The 16,710-nt window shown below is 44.2% G+C and carries 13 protein-coding genes, 1 tRNA gene and 1 pseudogene; 6 read left to right on the top strand and 9 right to left on the bottom strand.

What is annotated here, in order from left to right:
* Window positions 1–411 precede the first annotated feature (411 nt).
* The 3 genes from F6K51_RS01825 to ovoA form a co-directional block, all read right to left on the bottom strand.
* Window positions 412–651 (bottom strand): EF-hand domain-containing protein, encoded by a 240-nt coding sequence (locus tag F6K51_RS01825; protein ID WP_293017577.1) that lies wholly within the window; start codon window positions 649–651, stop codon window positions 412–414.
* 54 nt (window positions 652–705) lie between these two features.
* The gene (locus tag F6K51_RS01820) at window positions 706–2,154 is read right to left on the bottom strand and encodes a hypothetical protein (protein ID WP_293017576.1); all 1,449 of its coding nucleotides are present in this window, start codon (window positions 2,152–2,154) and stop codon (window positions 706–708) included.
* A gap of 100 nt (window positions 2,155–2,254) precedes the next feature.
* On the bottom strand, window positions 2,255–4,513 hold the full coding sequence (gene ovoA, locus F6K51_RS01815; protein WP_293017575.1) for a 5-histidylcysteine sulfoxide synthase: 2,259 nt from the start codon (window positions 4,511–4,513) through the stop codon (window positions 2,255–2,257).
* 640 nt (window positions 4,514–5,153) lie between these two features.
* Between ovoA and F6K51_RS01810 the strand changes: the two genes are divergently transcribed.
* Window positions 5,154–6,446, top strand: a complete 1,293-nt coding sequence (locus tag F6K51_RS01810; RefSeq protein WP_293017574.1) for an FGGY-family carbohydrate kinase — start codon at window positions 5,154–5,156, stop codon at window positions 6,444–6,446.
* Window positions 6,447–6,574: 128 nt separating this feature from the next.
* On the opposite strand, the gene psaK is transcribed toward F6K51_RS01810, so the two are convergent.
* Window positions 6,575–6,844, bottom strand: coding sequence for a photosystem I reaction center subunit PsaK (gene psaK, locus F6K51_RS01805; RefSeq protein WP_075899863.1), 270 nt, complete (start codon window positions 6,842–6,844; stop codon window positions 6,575–6,577).
* Between the two features lie 411 nt (window positions 6,845–7,255).
* Here psaK and F6K51_RS01800 point away from each other — a divergent pair, with 411 nt between their 5' ends.
* The 4 genes from F6K51_RS01800 (at window position 7,256) to gltX (ending at window position 11,212) form a co-directional block, all read left to right on the top strand.
* On the top strand, window positions 7,256–8,812 hold the full coding sequence (locus F6K51_RS01800) for a TM0106 family RecB-like putative nuclease (RefSeq protein WP_293017573.1): 1,557 nt from the start codon (window positions 7,256–7,258) through the stop codon (window positions 8,810–8,812).
* Window positions 8,813–9,015: 203 nt separating this feature from the next.
* Complete coding sequence (locus F6K51_RS01795; protein WP_293017572.1) at window positions 9,016–9,279, top strand: hypothetical protein; 264 nt, start codon at window positions 9,016–9,018, stop codon at window positions 9,277–9,279.
* A 279-nt stretch (window positions 9,280–9,558) separates the two neighbouring features.
* A tRNA-Asp gene (locus tag F6K51_RS01790) sits at window positions 9,559–9,632 on the top strand.
* 131 nt (window positions 9,633–9,763) lie between these two features.
* On the top strand, window positions 9,764–11,212 hold the full coding sequence (gene gltX, locus F6K51_RS01785; RefSeq protein WP_293017571.1) for a glutamate--tRNA ligase: 1,449 nt from the start codon (window positions 9,764–9,766) through the stop codon (window positions 11,210–11,212).
* 321 nt (window positions 11,213–11,533) lie between these two features.
* On the opposite strand, the gene F6K51_RS01780 is transcribed toward gltX, so the two are convergent.
* The 4 genes and pseudogenes from F6K51_RS01780 to F6K51_RS01765 form a co-directional block, all read right to left on the bottom strand.
* Window positions 11,534–12,010 carry a hypothetical protein gene (locus tag F6K51_RS01780; RefSeq protein WP_293017570.1) on the bottom strand — a complete coding sequence of 159 codons (477 nt, stop codon included), beginning with the start codon at window positions 12,008–12,010 and terminating at the stop codon, window positions 11,534–11,536.
* Between the two features lie 401 nt (window positions 12,011–12,411).
* On the bottom strand, window positions 12,412–12,888 hold the full coding sequence (locus F6K51_RS01775; protein ID WP_293017569.1) for a helix-turn-helix transcriptional regulator: 477 nt from the start codon (window positions 12,886–12,888) through the stop codon (window positions 12,412–12,414).
* Window positions 12,885–13,334, bottom strand: coding sequence for a hypothetical protein (locus tag F6K51_RS01770; protein WP_293017568.1), 450 nt, complete (start codon window positions 13,332–13,334; stop codon window positions 12,885–12,887). The genes F6K51_RS01775 and F6K51_RS01770 overlap by 4 nt, the downstream gene beginning before the upstream one ends.
* A gap of 473 nt (window positions 13,335–13,807) precedes the next feature.
* A pseudogene (locus F6K51_RS01765) lies at window positions 13,808–14,623 on the bottom strand (SDR family oxidoreductase).
* Window positions 14,624–14,740: 117 nt separating this feature from the next.
* Here F6K51_RS01765 and F6K51_RS01760 point away from each other — a divergent pair.
* Window positions 14,741–14,863: a hypothetical protein gene (locus F6K51_RS01760; protein WP_269087005.1), complete on the top strand. Its 123-nt coding sequence runs from the start codon at window positions 14,741–14,743 to the stop codon at window positions 14,861–14,863.
* Window positions 14,864–14,907: 44 nt separating this feature from the next.
* Here the strand turns inward: F6K51_RS01760 and F6K51_RS01755 are convergent, their stop codons facing one another.
* The gene (locus F6K51_RS01755; RefSeq protein ID WP_293017567.1) at window positions 14,908–16,401 is read right to left on the bottom strand and encodes an FHA domain-containing protein; all 1,494 of its coding nucleotides are present in this window, start codon (window positions 16,399–16,401) and stop codon (window positions 14,908–14,910) included.
* Window positions 16,402–16,710 lie beyond the last annotated feature (309 nt).

Genomic DNA, 16,710 nt, shown 5'->3' with positions numbered 1-16,710 from the left:
CTTGTTTCGCTTCCCAAAAAGCTCGTGACCGCTACTATCGAAAGATTACCTTCTCTCTGATTCAGGAATTTGATGCCTGGGCCTAAATGTACTGCTAAATGTACAAAAAAAAGTGTCCGTCAGTCAGGTGACATGCTCCCTGTCTTGATGCAGTCGCTCATGGGGGAAACCACGGCAATAGCGAGTGGCGCATGGGTCTGTGTGCGGAACCTGCGTCCGCACCGCTGTTTGCCCCGTGGAACGGCAATAGCGAGTGGGGGAAACCACGGCAATAGCGAGTGGGGGGAACCCCCAAGACCGCGCTGCCTCCCCAAGACCGCGCTGCCTCCCCAAGACCGCGCTGCCTCCCCAAGACCGCTTAGGTGCGCTTGACCCGTAATTAAATTCGCCACGGGTCGCACCTCTGCATCGCTATGAAAAGTCCTGTTTGATGAATTCAAAAGTTCCCAAAATTAATGCTTCCGGTGTTGGGTAGTAGAGTAGACCCTTCTGTTGTATAGCCCATTTCAAACGAAAGACAAACTCTTGCCAAGATACATAACCGTTACCGTCAACATCTAACAAATTGCAAATCATCTCCCTTGGTTTTTCTGTGACATTAACACCTGTGAAAATATCATCAAGAAAATGATGGATGGGTATCTCTTCCATCGTTTTAGTAATCTCTGGATTTTGCCAAAATATGCTATAATTTGAAGTCAGTTATTATTGATTTTTATGAGACGGCGAATTTATTTTTTCTGACAATTTTTTCCATCGTTGTTTCAGACTAATGATAAGTGGGTGTTCATCAGAAATATCGCTATCTGAAGTGATAATTTTAAGCATGGATGATGAAATACATCCTCCACTATATTCATACAGTTGGGCTAACCCAATGATGGTATTGTAGTTAAAGCTGTTTCCTAGAAGTAAGTGCTCATCAATTTTTTCTTCCATCTTTTTGCATAAGTTTTCATCCCATCCGGTTTTTTCTGGTTCGCCGAATCGTTCAATCATAGCTTGATTTAGCATTTCAGCATTGGCAAAATCACTGATTCTAATAGTTTGCTTAACACCAATCATTCTAGCAACAGCACCCATTTTATCTCCCATGAATCCATGCCATCCACCGAACACGAGATCGAAGGCTTCCTTACCATAAACTTCTTGATCCCTAGGAACAGGTTCTTTTGATGCAATGGTATGTACTTTGCGGGCAGCTTTAATAATGGCTGGCAGGTTGTATGTACGAGTTACAAATTTATTGCCAAGCCGGGCTAGATTTGTTAATGTAATACTTGAGCATGAATGCCCTAAAGCTGCCCCGGCCTTGCAAACGGCACTCCATATCCCATCAGCACCATTCGCCAATGCTTCTAAAACTGTTGACTCTGCAAGGCCAAAACCACAATGTACGTGAACCAGTAGTTTACCATGTGACCAATTTGCCGAAATCATGGTTTCACGAATAATACGAGTCAGTTTGCTTACAGTTTCTGGAAGCAAAAAACCGGTTGGTTCCTCAATCATCAGTCCAAAGGGACGCTGATTACTGGGCAGATTGCCCAAGGATTCAATCAGATGTAGAGCTCTGGTCAAACCCTCTGTATCGGTTTCAAAATTTGCGAAATCTCTTAAATTTACAAGAATGCGTGGAGGGAGTTTTTTTTCACCACGTGGAATCAAATTTTTATTAGCCCACTCCACTTGGTTTAAAATGAACTGGTTGAGATCGAACTGCTCATAATTGATGGCAGGACTACATAAATCTATTTCGATAATAGCATTACTCATCTTATGATCGTTGACCATTTCCAACAATCCATCTGCTGGCTCATCAATGGGAACTCCATATTTATCTAAAGCACTGTAAGCTTCGCTAAATCCCCACATATTATCTAAGGATCCCCCCAACTCAATCCAATGTTTTGGAATTTGGTCATCAACGTTTCTGTTAGCTCCATAAGTGCCAAGAATCACTTCATTGAGTTCAGTTTCAGCAATAGCCTTTAAGATGTTGATTTTATCTTCAAGAACATGACCACGAGCAGTTCCCACAGTAGTTTCACGAACAGAATTATCTAGAACAAAGATTTCAAGATCCTGTAGGGTTTTAAGTTCCTCATCTGCCTCATTGCTAGCCCTGTCGATTATCGCTTTGAATTTGTTCATTTTTATAAGATCCTCTAAATTTTTTTTGTCTTCGGTACTTACTGTGCTAGACTATCAATTTATAACAGTAAGTACCGAAGACCCAACGTTCCGAGATTTTTTAACTGTCACGCCGTTTCCACAAACTGACTAAGGTGATAACATACTGGAACTTACGAGCGTGTTCCCGGATCAGGAAGGGCATATCCTGTGTTTCGAGCAATTCAAAATCTCGGTTTAGCTCTGCTTGTAATGTAGCAAAGGAAGCCTTGCCATCATGCCCGCCCAGCCAAGCATCCCGTGGCGTGAAACGCTCATCCCAGGTGAACGGTGTTGCTAGTACCAGTAGTCCACCTGACCTTACTAGCCCGCGTGCGCCGCACAACCGACTGAGAAATGCTCTAGGACTCGGTAGACGACAAATCAGATTAGCCCCTAACACCACATCGAACCCAACGAGTTCAGGGGGCAACGCACAGGCATCCGCACGGCGGAAGGTCACCCGACTGCGATCTAGGTTTTCTGGCAAGCAAACTTCAGCTTCGCTGGTGTTTTCCCCTTCATCGCGGCGACGATAAACAAGTCTGCCTTCGCGACGTAGCGTCTGTGCAGCTTCAATAAAAGTAACACTGAGGTCAATCCCTAACACTGACTCGAATCCCCTGGCCAGCTCGAAGGTTGAGCCGCCAACGGAGCAGCCAACATCCAAAGCGCGATCCTTTTTGATTCCCAGGTGTTCGGCTCTCTCCAAGGTTAGTGTGGCAATGCTTTGAGGAAATCCCACCGCATCCTTCGGCCCGAAGTTGTAGGGCATTGCTTCATCAGCCGACCCATAATGCAGCATCAGGTTTTCTGCTAGAATTTTCTCACCTTCATAGGCTTTAACCCCACTGCTTTGGCTACTAATAAGTACTGCATCGCAGGTGGCGTCACCATCATCAGATCGAACTAGCCTAAATCCTGCGTGCTGGAAGAAGTGAGGCCGGAAGTGAAACCTTGCCCACCGGGTCGCTTCATCACCAGTACTTATGAAAGACCCGCCGAGAATCATCTTATGTTCACCGTCGAAACAAGGGGTACTAAAGTCATCATAGAGCCGGTGGACCCGGAACCCTTCCAAAGGATTGAAATCATCCTCACACCAATGCCAGACATTGCCAAAAACATCGTAAAATCCAGCTTCGTTAGGCAGTAGAGCATTCACTGGGGTTTGAGATCCCCAAGTTAGATTCAAATTAACTGGCTCCTTGCCCCCGCCCAAGCAATGATGTTCGGCTTCCGTTAAAAGTCTGTAAGGGATGGGGCTGTTATCCTGCTCAGTCTTCCAAGCACAGTAGGCTTTCGCTTCATACCAGTTGACAGCAACCGGCCAAGACCAAGGTAGATCAACCACCTCAAACAGCGTACGCAGTCGATACTGGTGCAGTCCTGCTGGTCCATCAGCCACCCAGAAGGTCGGCCATTTAGTATTGCGATTTTGCTTCCAGGCCCAGCCCTCTTCTGTCCAGTATTTGGGTTCCTGGTATCCGCCAGCGATAACAAACTCGTAGAATTCACCATTGGTGACTAAGTATCGACTGGCTTGAAAACTCCGAACCCTTACCTGCCGTGAACCATACTCGTTGTCCCAACCAAAGCAGGGTTCTTCCCAAGGCTTACCCAAGGTCACGGTCTTGCTGGAAACGGCGATTAACTCGTTCTCAACGGTCTGACTCTCTGCAAATGCTGAAGGATGCAGGTTTGGCCATGCTTCTGGCTGACGCAAAACCGACAGTGGCAACTCTTGTAGCAAGACACTGGAGGTTTCGATGTGGATGCGTTCGTGTTCAAATCCTAGGAATAGTGCCCATGCGGGATTGTCCATAGTGATAGGTGGATGGCCGTCTTCCAGGGCGGGCAAGGTTTCAATCAATTCTCGGACAATCTTGTAGGTACTCCGTCTATACTCGACTACTTCACGGACTGACGGCCAATCCATTTCATTCTTGGACATATCGTCCCAGGACATCTCGTCAACGCCAGTTTCAAACAATTGCTCGAAGTATGGATCAATCGACTCATGGATGAGTCCAGCTAGCCGAAGCTTGTTGATATAAAGCACGGCTGGATGACATAGATAGAAGATTAGAGGATGACGAAGTTGGTGGTAGGGTGGGTCGAGGAATGCCCGTTCTCCCTGTAGTGCTGACAACAAAACTTCGGTCATCAGCCAGCCATTATCGAAGTAGTCCAGAATCTGGTGGCGCGTGCAGGTGGCTAGATTTGGGATCGGCATGGCATGTAGGACTTCTGTAGGTCGCAGCCCAGTCCACCACCAATCTGGACGCGGCCCAATCAGGGGATCTGTGGGGTCTTTCTCCCCGTTCAGGTTAGGGGACAAGAGTGTAGTTAGATCTAGATTTGGATTACGTGTTAAAGCAGTCTCCACCTTGCTGTGTTCCAATAAAAATGATAGTTGAGTAGATTAGACCTCTCCAGCAATTAAGTAGGTGGGCATAAATAAACCTTAAAACTCAGAATCCGAGAATGAAGCTGGAAGCCTCTATTCAAGAGGTTTTCACCATTTTGAATCTCAATCGCTATTTTACGAATAATTGAACCCAGCTACTTAGATTTTTACGTAGAGAGGTTAACAGGGTAAACGCATCTTGTCAATAAACCGGGGATAGTTCGAGCAAGTCTCAGTATGAAATATCAACTAGTGTTGGGAGGGAGTTCTAACTCCAATCCCTGGACCATGAAAGTGAGCAGATGTTCCCAACTATCGAAATACATATAACCGGTCCATGAGAATTGCTGGGATAGTTCTCAATAAACCCTGGCTGATTGTCCTTGTTAACAAGGCATTTTTCACATATAGTGCTTATTTAATAAAAAGAAATATATAGGACTCATAAAATTAGATGCGTTTACCCTGGATAGGTTTAATGTTGTTCGCCCTTGGCGATTCGGTTTAGGGTAGGTTGAATGTTGACGGTTGCATCATAATCTAATCCATAATCCCTAATCTATAATCCCTAATGACTGTCTATCTAGGCATCGATTTCGGAACCTCTGGCGCACGGGCAGTAGTGATAGACTCTGTTGGTACTATCTTTGCCGAGACTCAATATCCGTTTCCACTCCAAGCCATCACCATTGATACCGCAACACAGTGGCAGAAGGTATTATTTTCCCTGATTGAGCAAATTCCCCAGTCAATCAAGGGTGAAATTAATGCGATCGCAATTAATGGCACCTCCGCAACAGTTTTGTTATGCGATCGCATCGGTCAACCTGTAGATGCACCCATCCTTTACAACGATCCACGAGGAGTAGCTGTGATGGAACAACTTAGAACCATTGCTCCTCCCAACCATGTCGTTTTAAGTGCTACCTCCAGCCTTGCCAAACTTCTCTGGTGGTATGACTGTACAGATGTGATCAGCAACATCTGTGCTGAAACTAATCCCCTATACTTCCTCCATCAAGCGGACTGGTTAGCCTTTCTATTGCATGGAAAACTAGGCATAAGTGATTATCACAATGCTTTAAAGCTTGGTTATAATCCTGAAAACTTGTGCTATCCTGACTGGATCAAACAGCTACCGGTGTCACCCATGCTACCCAACGTCTTGGCTCCCGGTACACCAGTAGGAGTTGTAACCCCTGAGGTAGCTCACAGCTTGGGATTATCACCAGATTGTCTAGTTTGTACAGGTACCACCGATAGTATTGCCGCATTTATCGCTAGTGGTGCCAAACAACCAGGTGAAGCGGTAACCTCCCTTGGGTCTACCTTGGTACTTAAACTATTGAGTACCACTCGTGTAGAAGAGGCCAAATTTGGCATTTACAGTCATCGATTGGGAAATTTATGGCTTACCGGTGGCGCATCCAACACCGGTGGAGCAGTACTACGACACTTTTTCAGTGACAGAGAATTAGAAAGTCTCAGCTCTCAAATCGACCCCGAGCAAGAAAGTGCCTTGGATTATTATCCCTTACTTAGACCAGGCGATCGCTTTCCCATTAATGACCCGGATCTCCCCCCAAGATTGGAACCCAAACCCGATAATTCCGTGGAATTTCTCCAAGGAATCCTTGAAAGCATAGCCCGAATTGAAGCTAGGGGGTATCGTTTGTTACAACAGCTCGGAGCAAGTCCCAAAACCTGTGTCTATACTGCTGGTGGTGGTGCCAAAAATCCTACCTGGACAAGGATTCGAGAGCGTCAGCTCATGGTACCGATGTTGCCATCTATTCACACAGCGGCTGCTTATGGTACAGCACTATTGGCCAAGCAGGGATACCTGTTAGAAGATCGGGTATAGGGTAATCGTGTCTAGGATTACTGCATGACCGAGTGACTGGGTGAGAATCTGCTGTGAATTATCAGCCCTGGATCAACCTGACCATCATCACTATCCCAGTTCGCCCTATACCCTAGAGCTCCTAAGCTCTAGATAATCCCCATGTTAGCCAATCCTAAGATAGTGCCTAGTCCTATGATGTGACCGAGGCTAGTGGTTGCTAGTAATGCGGGAAAACCCATGCCACCGAAGAACTCAGGCATAGGCAACGCTGGCCCTGCGCTAGGATTCTGGATAGTAGCTTTTCCTAATGCAATCGCTAGGACATTGCAGATAATCATGATGATTCCGACTGTCGGACTCCATTCCAGGGTGTTGGGAACGGCAGATGCAGCAGCAAGCAAGATTGAGTAAGTCAATTTGTGTTCTCCTGTTTTTGATAGACTCTTACAGTGATCTCTTAAAGATTTAATCTTTTATAAAGATTTTACCAGCGCGGTGTCATAATTAGTTTTTTTTGCCAGAGTCGATTCCGTTGCCAGTCTTGCTTTGATTCCCCTTGATTAGAAAGCCAAAGCCCGTGATTACTAGACTTTTGGGCGGTGGGATTCGGTAAAATTAAATCAAGCCTTTATGTAAATAATTGTTAAGTAATCCCTGGTTGCTCAGTCAATGTTTCGGTAAATTTACATAAATTAATAAAAGCGGGATAAACCCTGGATTGATCAATCAATCCGGGTTGACCGGATTGATTCATCCTGCATGGCTGGTGACATCTTACCGGAGCGGCGAGTGTTACCAGCCATGACGGGTTAGCTGAAACTATAATTATGCTGCTGACGGACGCATTACTTTTAGATTACAAACGCTGTCGGCGTCGGGCTTTTTTGGACATTTATGGAGATCCCACAGAGCAAGACCCACCCTCAGATTTTCGGCTGAAACTGCAACAGAAAAGCCGAGACCATAAACAACAGATTCTGGCTACTGTGCCCCACCACTCACCCCGCTACCGCAGAACAGATTGGCACGCTGCTGCACAGGCCACCTTGAAACTAATGCAACAAGGGACAGAGTACATTTCTGGAGGGGTACTGTTGATGCCAACTGGTGACGGGGTGACATTGCTATGTTTTCCTGATTTGCTAGTCAAACAGCCGGGACGTTCTAATTTTGGTGATTGGATCTATGTTCCCACCACCATTAAGCTCAGCAAACGGCCCAAGCCAGAGTATAAAATCCTTACCGCTTTTCGTGCTCAGCTGTTAGCAGCAGTACAAGGACAGTGGCCCAGCACTGCCTCATTAATTTTGCGTAACCAAAAGTCCTACACCGTGGTAATAGAACGATGGGTGCCACTGATGGAACAACTGCTATCGGAATGTATTGAGACTCTATTGCAGCGACAAGAACCAGAGGTGTTCATTTCCCGTCAGCGGTGTAGTCTTTGCTGTTGGTATCACAGTTGTTATGCGATCGCTAAATCTGTAGAGCACATTTCCCTATTGCCTGGAGTAACACCCAGCCGCTATCGGGATTTGAAGGCTTTGGGAGTAACCACAATCGAATCCTTAGCCACGTCCACAATTAGTGAATTAGAGCCAAGCTTTGGTAGCTTAGTAGCTTTCCAGCTGGTGCAGCAAGCCCAATCTCAGGTACAAAACCGGGTGCTGCTCTATCCCAAACACTACTTTAGTATACTTGAATACCAACAACTAGAGCGAGGGAATGGTAATGCCAAAATCTCGGCAGACCTCCCGAATCAAAACTCTTTACCAACAGCATCTGTTGAGCTTTATTTTGATATTGAAGCACAGCCTGATTTGCCCCTGGAGTATTTGCTAGGGGTGTTGGTGATTGATCGACGCACTGAAACTGAGACCTTCCATAACCTATTCGCAGAACATTCTTGGCAAGAAGGATTCATCTGGCTACAATTTCTAGACTTAGTTGAGCGTTATCCAGATGCCCCAATCTTCCATTTTTCCAAGTATGAAGTTGATACGGTCAAGCGCTTAGCAACCCTTTACCAAACTCCACGACATATAGTTAGACCCCTGCTAGATCGTTTCGTGGATGTTCATCAAATAGTTATTGATACTGTGACCATGCCAGTGGAGAGTTATTCTCTGAAAAATCTGGCTAGATGGTTGGGGTTTGAGTGGCGCGATCCGGATATGACTGGCTCCGAATGTGTGTGTTTGTATGACCAGTGGTTAAAAACAGGCAATCACTCTATTCTCGAAATTATCCAGCGCTACAATGAAGATGACTGCCGCGCTACATATCACCTCAAGCAGTGGCTAGTCAACTTTTTGTCCAACACTTTGCCCAACACTTTGCCCAACACTTTGCCCAATACTATTAACTTTCAAAACTTAGCATGAAGTTATGCAACAATTTCTTAAGTTATTAGCTTTTGTGCTCTAGCTTACACACAAAATGTATAGCTAGATGCTAAATTAAATCTAAAGGGGGCTTTCGCCATCATTGGATGGAGGGGAGCCCTCTCTATAATTTTTAGAGGTCTGGTATTGAGAGGTCTGGAAATTATTGAAGTCTAGAATTTCTTTTATAACAGGTGATTAATATGCTTCCACTTTTTCTAATTCTTCTGGTAACTGCCCTAGGGAGCATCTTGATATCTTGGAGAGTCTCTCACGAAATCCCTCGCCTATTGGGAGTAGGCAGTACCATTGTCTGTCTAATATTTGGTTTTGCTATGGCACCTTGGCCAGTACAGGTTTTGATGCTCCTATTAATTCTTAGCCTGGAACGATTTTATCCATTCAGCAGAACAGCTTCAGAGGCAATTTTAATCTCAAAAGTCTCCAATACCAACAGACAACGGTGATTATGCCATAGCAGTACATAAGGTTTTTGGTCTTGAAAAAACAATAGTGAGCCCTAGGGTGCGTGATTAGCCCACCCTATTGCGTTAGCGCTGGGATAGGTTATACTGGTTCCAGCCATAAACTGAGCCTTCGGTCATTGGTCGAGGGTAAGCTCAAGGCAAATCGGCTGAGAGCTCAGAGGTCTAAGGTGACTGCTCAAAGTATTTTTCGGTTTTTTTAAAAAAAAGCCTTGACAAATACACCAGTCATACATAATAATAGTAAATGGCTCGGAGATTGGGACTGTAGTTCAATTGGTTAGAGCACCGCCCTGTCACGGCGGAAGTTGCGGGTTCGAGCCCCGTCAGTCCCGTAGAAAAAATGTAGGATACTATCGACTCCTCCTAAAGATGATCCTAAACATGATCTAGCTAAGAGTAGTTGATTGTTGCAGGTACAATAGAGACGAAAAGACAATAGTAATTAGGTTCTTAGCAATCAGCTGTGACAGTTAGAGTCCGTATTGCCCCAAGTCCAACCGGAAATTTACACATTGGTACCGCTAGAACCGCTGTATTTAACTGGCTATTTGCCCGTCGCCACAGCGGTAAGTTTATTCTGCGCATTGAAGACACCGATCAAACGCGATCGCGAGAGGAATATACCCAAAACATCCTCGATGGTTTAACTTGGCTGGGACTGGAATGGGACGAAGGACCATTCTTCCAATCCCAACGTCTTGACCTTTATAGTGCTGCTATTCAACAACTCTTAGACCAGGGATTGGCTTATCGCTGCTACACCACAGCTGAGGAACTAGAACAACTGCGGGAAGCTCAAAAGGCAAGAAAAGAAGCCCCTCGCTATGACAATCGCCATCGCAATTTGACACCAGAACAACAAGCAGCATTTGAGGCGGAAGGGCGCAAGCCGGTGATCCGCTTTATGATTGATAATGACCGCGAGATTGTCTGGAATGATCTAGTCCGAGGTAAAGTCACCTGGAAAGGCAGTGACCTTGGGGGTGATATGGTGATTGCTAGGGCATCTCAAGAGAATGAGATCGGTCAGCCTCTGTACAACCTAGCTGTGGTGGTGGATGACATTGATATGCATATTACCCATGTCATTCGCGGTGAAGACCATATTGCTAATACTGCTAAACAGATTTTGCTCTATGAAGCCCTAGGGAGTGTAGTCCCAGAATTTTCCCATACACCTCTGATTCTTAACCATGAGGGACGGAAGCTATCCAAGCGCGATGGTGTAACCTCTATTTTTGACTTCAAAGCCATGGGCTTTACCCCTGAGGCGATGGTTAATTATATGACATTGCTGGGATGGTCTCCCCCTGACTCTACTCAGGAAATCTTTACTTTGGCTCAAGCCGCTCAAAAGTTCGGTTTTGAACGGGTGAACCCAGCTGGGGCAAAGTTTGACTGGGCTAAGCTGGATTGGATTAATAGTCAATATATCCACCAGATGAGTGCATCTGAGTTAGTGGACTTGCTAATCCCCTACTGGGAAAGTGCTGGCTACAACTGTGATTCTGTGGAAAATCGCCCTTGGTTGGAACGGTTGACTGCCATGATTGGGCCAAGTTTGACTCGCTTGCCAGAAGCCGTAGATATGACTCGGATGTTCTTTACTGAGTCAGTTGAGTACACTGAGCAGGCAGTAGAGCAGCTCAAAAAAGCTGGTGCTAGTGAGGTGGTGCAAGCTATTCTTGACCAACTCGGTAATTACCAACAGCTGAGTCCAGAGGAAGCTAAGCAGATTATTAACCAAGTCACAAAAGCGCAAAAGGTCAAGAAAGGATTGGTTATGCGATCGCTTCGTGCTGCACTAACTGGGGATGTCAATGGTCCTGATTTGATTGAATCCTGGGTACTGCTTCATCAGCGCGGGTTTGACCAAACTCGCTTGAAGGAGTCATTGCTGAAGGTGGCATGATCCCAACCGATAGGTAACTGATGGGTTACCGATTGGTAACCCGTTTCTGATCCTGTTTGGGTCAATTCTTTTACCCTGAGCCGAAGTTACCTTGTCCAAAGTTCCCGACAACCCACTAATACATTTTGGCTGTTCCATTAAAACTTTCAAGGGAGTAAGCAAAACTTCTTCTAACTCTGAGGTCGAAAAATCTAATGAATTAAAAAGCTAAATTAATTTTAGATTTAACGAGATAGATATATTTAAGCTCTTGACTGAGATAATCTGCCCACAAATTAGGTTTGATATGATACACAGACAGTAGTGCGATCGGAGGAACAATTATTCGCAGACGTACTCCTTATAAAGCGAATTGTATTTACAAGGAGAGTCATCATCGCCATAGTAAACACTAGTCCAAAACGGACTGTCTTCTATGAATAAATGGCAATTCCTCACGTCATAAAGCCTCAGATATTCAGGCTTGTTTGTTTCCACCATATTTTGGAGTTTAAAACAGCGAGCAGCTGTTTTAAGTTCAACAGATTTGAGTGCGTTCCGCTCTTTTTCTAAAACCGAGTCACATTCTTTCACATCTTTACCCTGACTCACTCGACTGTAAAAACACTGAGCCAGACTTTCTTCAGTCTGACTTTCTTCAGTCTGACTTTCTTCAGCCAGACTTACTTCAGGCAAACTTTCTTCAACCAGTGCTTGTGCTTGACCGGGGGCAACGCCCTCAGCGACGGCGATACCCAACAATAGCGTGCTAGAGACCATCAGGATTCCTGACAGCAGCAAGGAAAAAAGACGTTTCATCAAATACTTCCTTTTTTTTTATTAAGCCAATATGATTTTATCACAACCGTTTGCCTTAGTTGCAGCACAGTAAAACTTATGTGTATCTAGCGCTACTGTTATACTAATTGGAATTGGGTAAAACTCAGATGTTGCACCAAAAAAAGTGGCGGTGAGAAGAAACGGCTGAATTGATTGTGGTTAGGGGATTAGAGGCCGTTCTTTATCATAGCTAGAGACAACTAATCAAATACCTTTAAACATTCTCTGTATTCCCTATAGTTTGGGTAAAAAAAATTAGTTCACGCTTAGAAGATGTATGTTTTACCTCACGGGGTGACTACATAAGACTCCCATGCCTCGTTCCCTGTCAGAATGCACCCAATTGATTGAGAGGTTTCACTAGACGTATTACCCATCAATTATCCTGCGGTGATTGGGGTTATTATGAGAGTATCTAAAGGAACTAAAAACTCACCTTTTTGGAGCTTAATATTCATGGCATCAAGGACAAACAAAAAATCTATAAGGCTCGCTGTTTGGTAGTCTTTATCTTCATATTCTATAATTTTTTCCTCGGTTAAACCAGCGATATCCGCCAGTTGTTTTTGGCTTATATTAGCAGCTATTCGAGCTTTGATAATAAGTTGTGGTAAATTGTTAATATCATCAAGCTTCAGAACAATTGGAGTACGATCGTCATGGTTGATGAGGGTTTCGTATTCAGCAACTTCGGCTTTTAAAGCATTAAGATGACTTTGTAATGAATCGCGCTTAATCTTCCACCAACAATCATTTTTTTTGATATCTTCATCTTGAGCGTCATAAACAGATAAGTCAGATTCAAATTGACGAACTAATTCTTGGCTGTAGTCATACTGTCTTTGATTTTTAATCATGGTTCCCACCTCAATAAATCTATAGCAATAATTCCTTTGGCGTTTTTATTCCTATCCTTTTGAAAGAATTCTAGGGAGTTCATCTCGTAAATGCCCACTGGCTGCTCTGAAGGAAAAATCTCACCTTTATAGATAGCTTTTTGTGCATCGCGGTCGATAGGATTGAGTAATCTGGGTGCATGAGTAAGGAGATAATTTACATCCACATCTTCTGTATCCCAACATGCATCATAATCATTTGGTCTGGGCTTACTTGTGACAAAACTGCCATTGATATAAATGGTTCTACATCCCGCTGCCTTTAATTGCTCCATTGCTTTTTTGAGTCCTTCTATCTGGCGTAACCGCGTTACGTTAGTACCAAAACGCTCTTGAAATTCTAGCCATGTAGTCCAATGTATGCCAGGTGGTAGGTTTCCTTTTTCATCAAAACCGGGTATTGTCATTTTAACGCAAAGCCAATATTCGACATCTTTTAATCACAGATGATAGAATAATTTTCCGACTGGTGGAGAATAGTTGCTAACTCTTCAATCCTTCGGCTTTGGAATAAGGTGGCTATGGGGAGATTGTTCCCTAACTGCTGCTGAATTTGATTAATAAGCGCGAACTGCTAAAAGGGGAGAGGGAGTAGCTCACAGGGGAACTGGTCTGGTTTTCCCGCAGATGAGCAATATACCTAATACTGGCTGAAAGCACTGCACTCTAAACCCTTGTATAGACTGTGCTTTATTTTTTTATGGCTGAAGGGACTTTGGTTACCTCTGGGGCGTTGCTTATCCAAGGAATGGTTTTCTTTTTATTATACCATTCCTTGAAGCAGCAACGCCCCTTTTTATAGCACAAAATTATACTAGCTTTACATACCAATAATTCCAGGCTATTTCCTCGCCCCTTCAGGATAAACCCTCTATTTGAACTAGATGCCAAATTGCTCTTTAATACCTTGGATAAAGGTCTTATCATCCAATTCTTTTCGATTAGCTACCATCATCCTGGCATCTTCGCCAGCAGTATATCGCAATTTATCAGTGCCGTCTGTTGCTGCTTCATAAATCACGTTAGCGACAACAATAGGCTCAGAAGCCTGCTCAGCCAAAGATTCCATCGAATTGAACAGCTTACCAATTAATTCTTGATACTCAGTTAGGCTTTCATCGTTGCTCATATCAAGAGAGCGACCAGCAAAATCCGTGTTAATCACTCCTGGTTCAACAATTTTAACTTTGCAGCCAATTGCCTCCATTTCAAAACTCAGACCTTCGGAAATCCCCTCAACAGCAAATTTAGTCCCGTTATATAATGAAAATAATGGAAAGGTCATTTTGCCACCAATCGATGAAATATTAATCAAAATACCATCTTTATTTTGTCTGAAATGGGGGATAATTTATTTGGTTACATCCAATAGACCAATAACATTAACATCAAATTGTCTTATTATATTTTCCCTGGGGGTTGCTTCTAAAGGGCCAAAAGCACCATAACCAGCATTGTTGACCAAAACATCTATTTTGCCGAATTTTTCAATGCCTAGCTCAACGGCTTTTGTAATTGAATCTTGGTCTAAAACATCTAGTCTTGTCACCAACACATTATCAAGGGTGGTTAGTTCTGTTTCCTTTTCTGGAGTTCTCATGGTCGCAACCACGTTCCAACCCTTTTCCTGGAACAATTTTGCAGTTGCTTTTCCAATACCGCTGCTTGCTCCTGTAATTAAAATTGTCTTACTCATTTTGGATTCAAACTAATTTTGATGATTTGACTATGACAATTCAAGCTTGAATGTCGATTCAGTTTCATTTTATACTAAAGAAGCGGGAAATTTCACTAGCAAGTTACGCAAAACTAGATGCAAAGTGCGCCAATAAAGAATTCACCTTATGTAACAAAAAGGGAAAAGATGACTGTTGTAAAAAAACAGATAATGTATAAGGTACTCCCGACTCCCGACTCCCGACTCCCGACTCCCTAAAACCTAGAACGAAAGTACCTCACCCACTTGAAAACTGCTCTAGCTCACGCGCTAACTACTACTTCTCCTACAGGATGAGCCACACAAGTCAAAATCATACCTTCGTTCCGTTCATCCTCTTCGAGAGCATCAGGTTCCTCGTCATACTCTACTTTCCCTTTTAGAAGCTTTTGCTTACAAGCACCACAGGCTCCCATGCGGCAACCGCTGGGTAATGCCAATCCTTCTTGTTCCGCCACATCTAGGATCACATCCTCTGGATCACAGGTGACTTTTTTCCCAGACTTAGCAAAGACTATAGTCGGTTCATTAGAGGTTGACGGTGATTTAACTAATTGCAGTTTAGGACGATCTTCTGCTTTGACTGGTTCAGTAGTCTGTTCTACTGCTTTGGGTTTTGAGGGCTTTTTGCCACCAAAACTCTCTTCATAGTAGTTCTCCATCGGGAAGTCTAGACCGGCTAGCATGGCTTTCACCCCTGCCATAAAGGGATTCGGACCACAGACATAAACAATGCGATCGCGAAAATCAGGAGCCATCTCTTGCACCATGGTTTGATTAAGTCTTCCGGTATAACCCCACCAAGCTTGGTCGAGTTCTGGACGAGTCGTGGTAATAGCAGGCTTAAAGTTAGGGTACAAAGCCGCCATCAACTCTAATTTCTGACGGAAGATGATATCTTTTGGGCTACGAGCGCTGTGGACAAAGACCACATCCACATCAGCCCCAATGTCACAAAGCCACTCAGACATGGACATCATCGGAGTAATCCCGCTACCTGCTGAGATGAACAGCAGTTTATTAGCAGAATGGTCAGCACAGGTAAATTTCCCCATTGGGCCATTTAATCTCACCTCGGACCCAACTTTGATGTTGTCGTGCAACCAGTTAGACACCAAACCCGCTGGAACATCAGGAGTATCGGCTGGTGCTGGAACTCGCTTGACAGTAATTTCCAAAGTATAAGGACGTGAGGGGGCCGAAGAGATGGAGTAGGAACGCTTCACTGGTTTGCCATCAATCTCCAAATCCAGAGTGACAAACTGACCTGGCTTGTAGCTGAACAACATTGGCGGGTCGGCGACAAAGCGAAAGGTCTTGACATCATGGGTCTGATCAATGATCTGCACACAGCGGACAGTAATCTCACCCTTAGTCCACCGCTTCATCCCAGTGCTATTGTCATCTACCACTAGGTTCTGTTCCTGGTTAGAATCATACTGCTGTAGTTCTTTGACCAGCAGGACAAAGTCACCGATGCGGATAATATCCTGTTCCCTCAGGAGCCAGTTCTGGTTAACATCTATCTCCTCATTATTGATCCGAGAGCCATCGGTGCTACCGAGGTCAGCAAAGTAATACTGTCCCCCAAGGCATAGGATTCTGGCATGTACACGACTCACTAGAGGACTATCCAGAAGTAGGTCACAACTCGGGTGACGACCAATCATATACTCACCTTGAATCCCAGTTTTCGGTTTCAGGGTTTTTTCCTGTAACTCGTTGGTTTGAGAGTTGATAAGTATAGTTTTTAGCATGTTTCGTGTTACTCCAGATTACCGCAATCATCGGTCAATTGTGTCAATTACTCAGGACTTACCCATAAACTCTGCCGCTAGGGTGCGTTGATAACACACCATACTATATAAGTGCGTTTGCGTTTGTTACCCAATTTGGCATAAGTCCTGGTAATGAACTATCAGAGGATGATGTATGCTAACTTGACACTTGAATTAACACTTTATTCCAGCATCATACTTAGTACCTTGACCTCTCCCAAAAGTTCAGTGTTGGACACATGGCTATATACTTCTCAGCCTTTTGGTAATTTTTTATGCAACAGCATT

Source organism: Moorena sp. SIO3I8 (assembly GCF_010692325.1).
Lineage (GTDB): Bacteria > Cyanobacteriota > Cyanobacteriia > Cyanobacteriales > Coleofasciculaceae > Moorena.
This window is presented reverse-complemented; position numbering and strand designations above follow the sequence as displayed.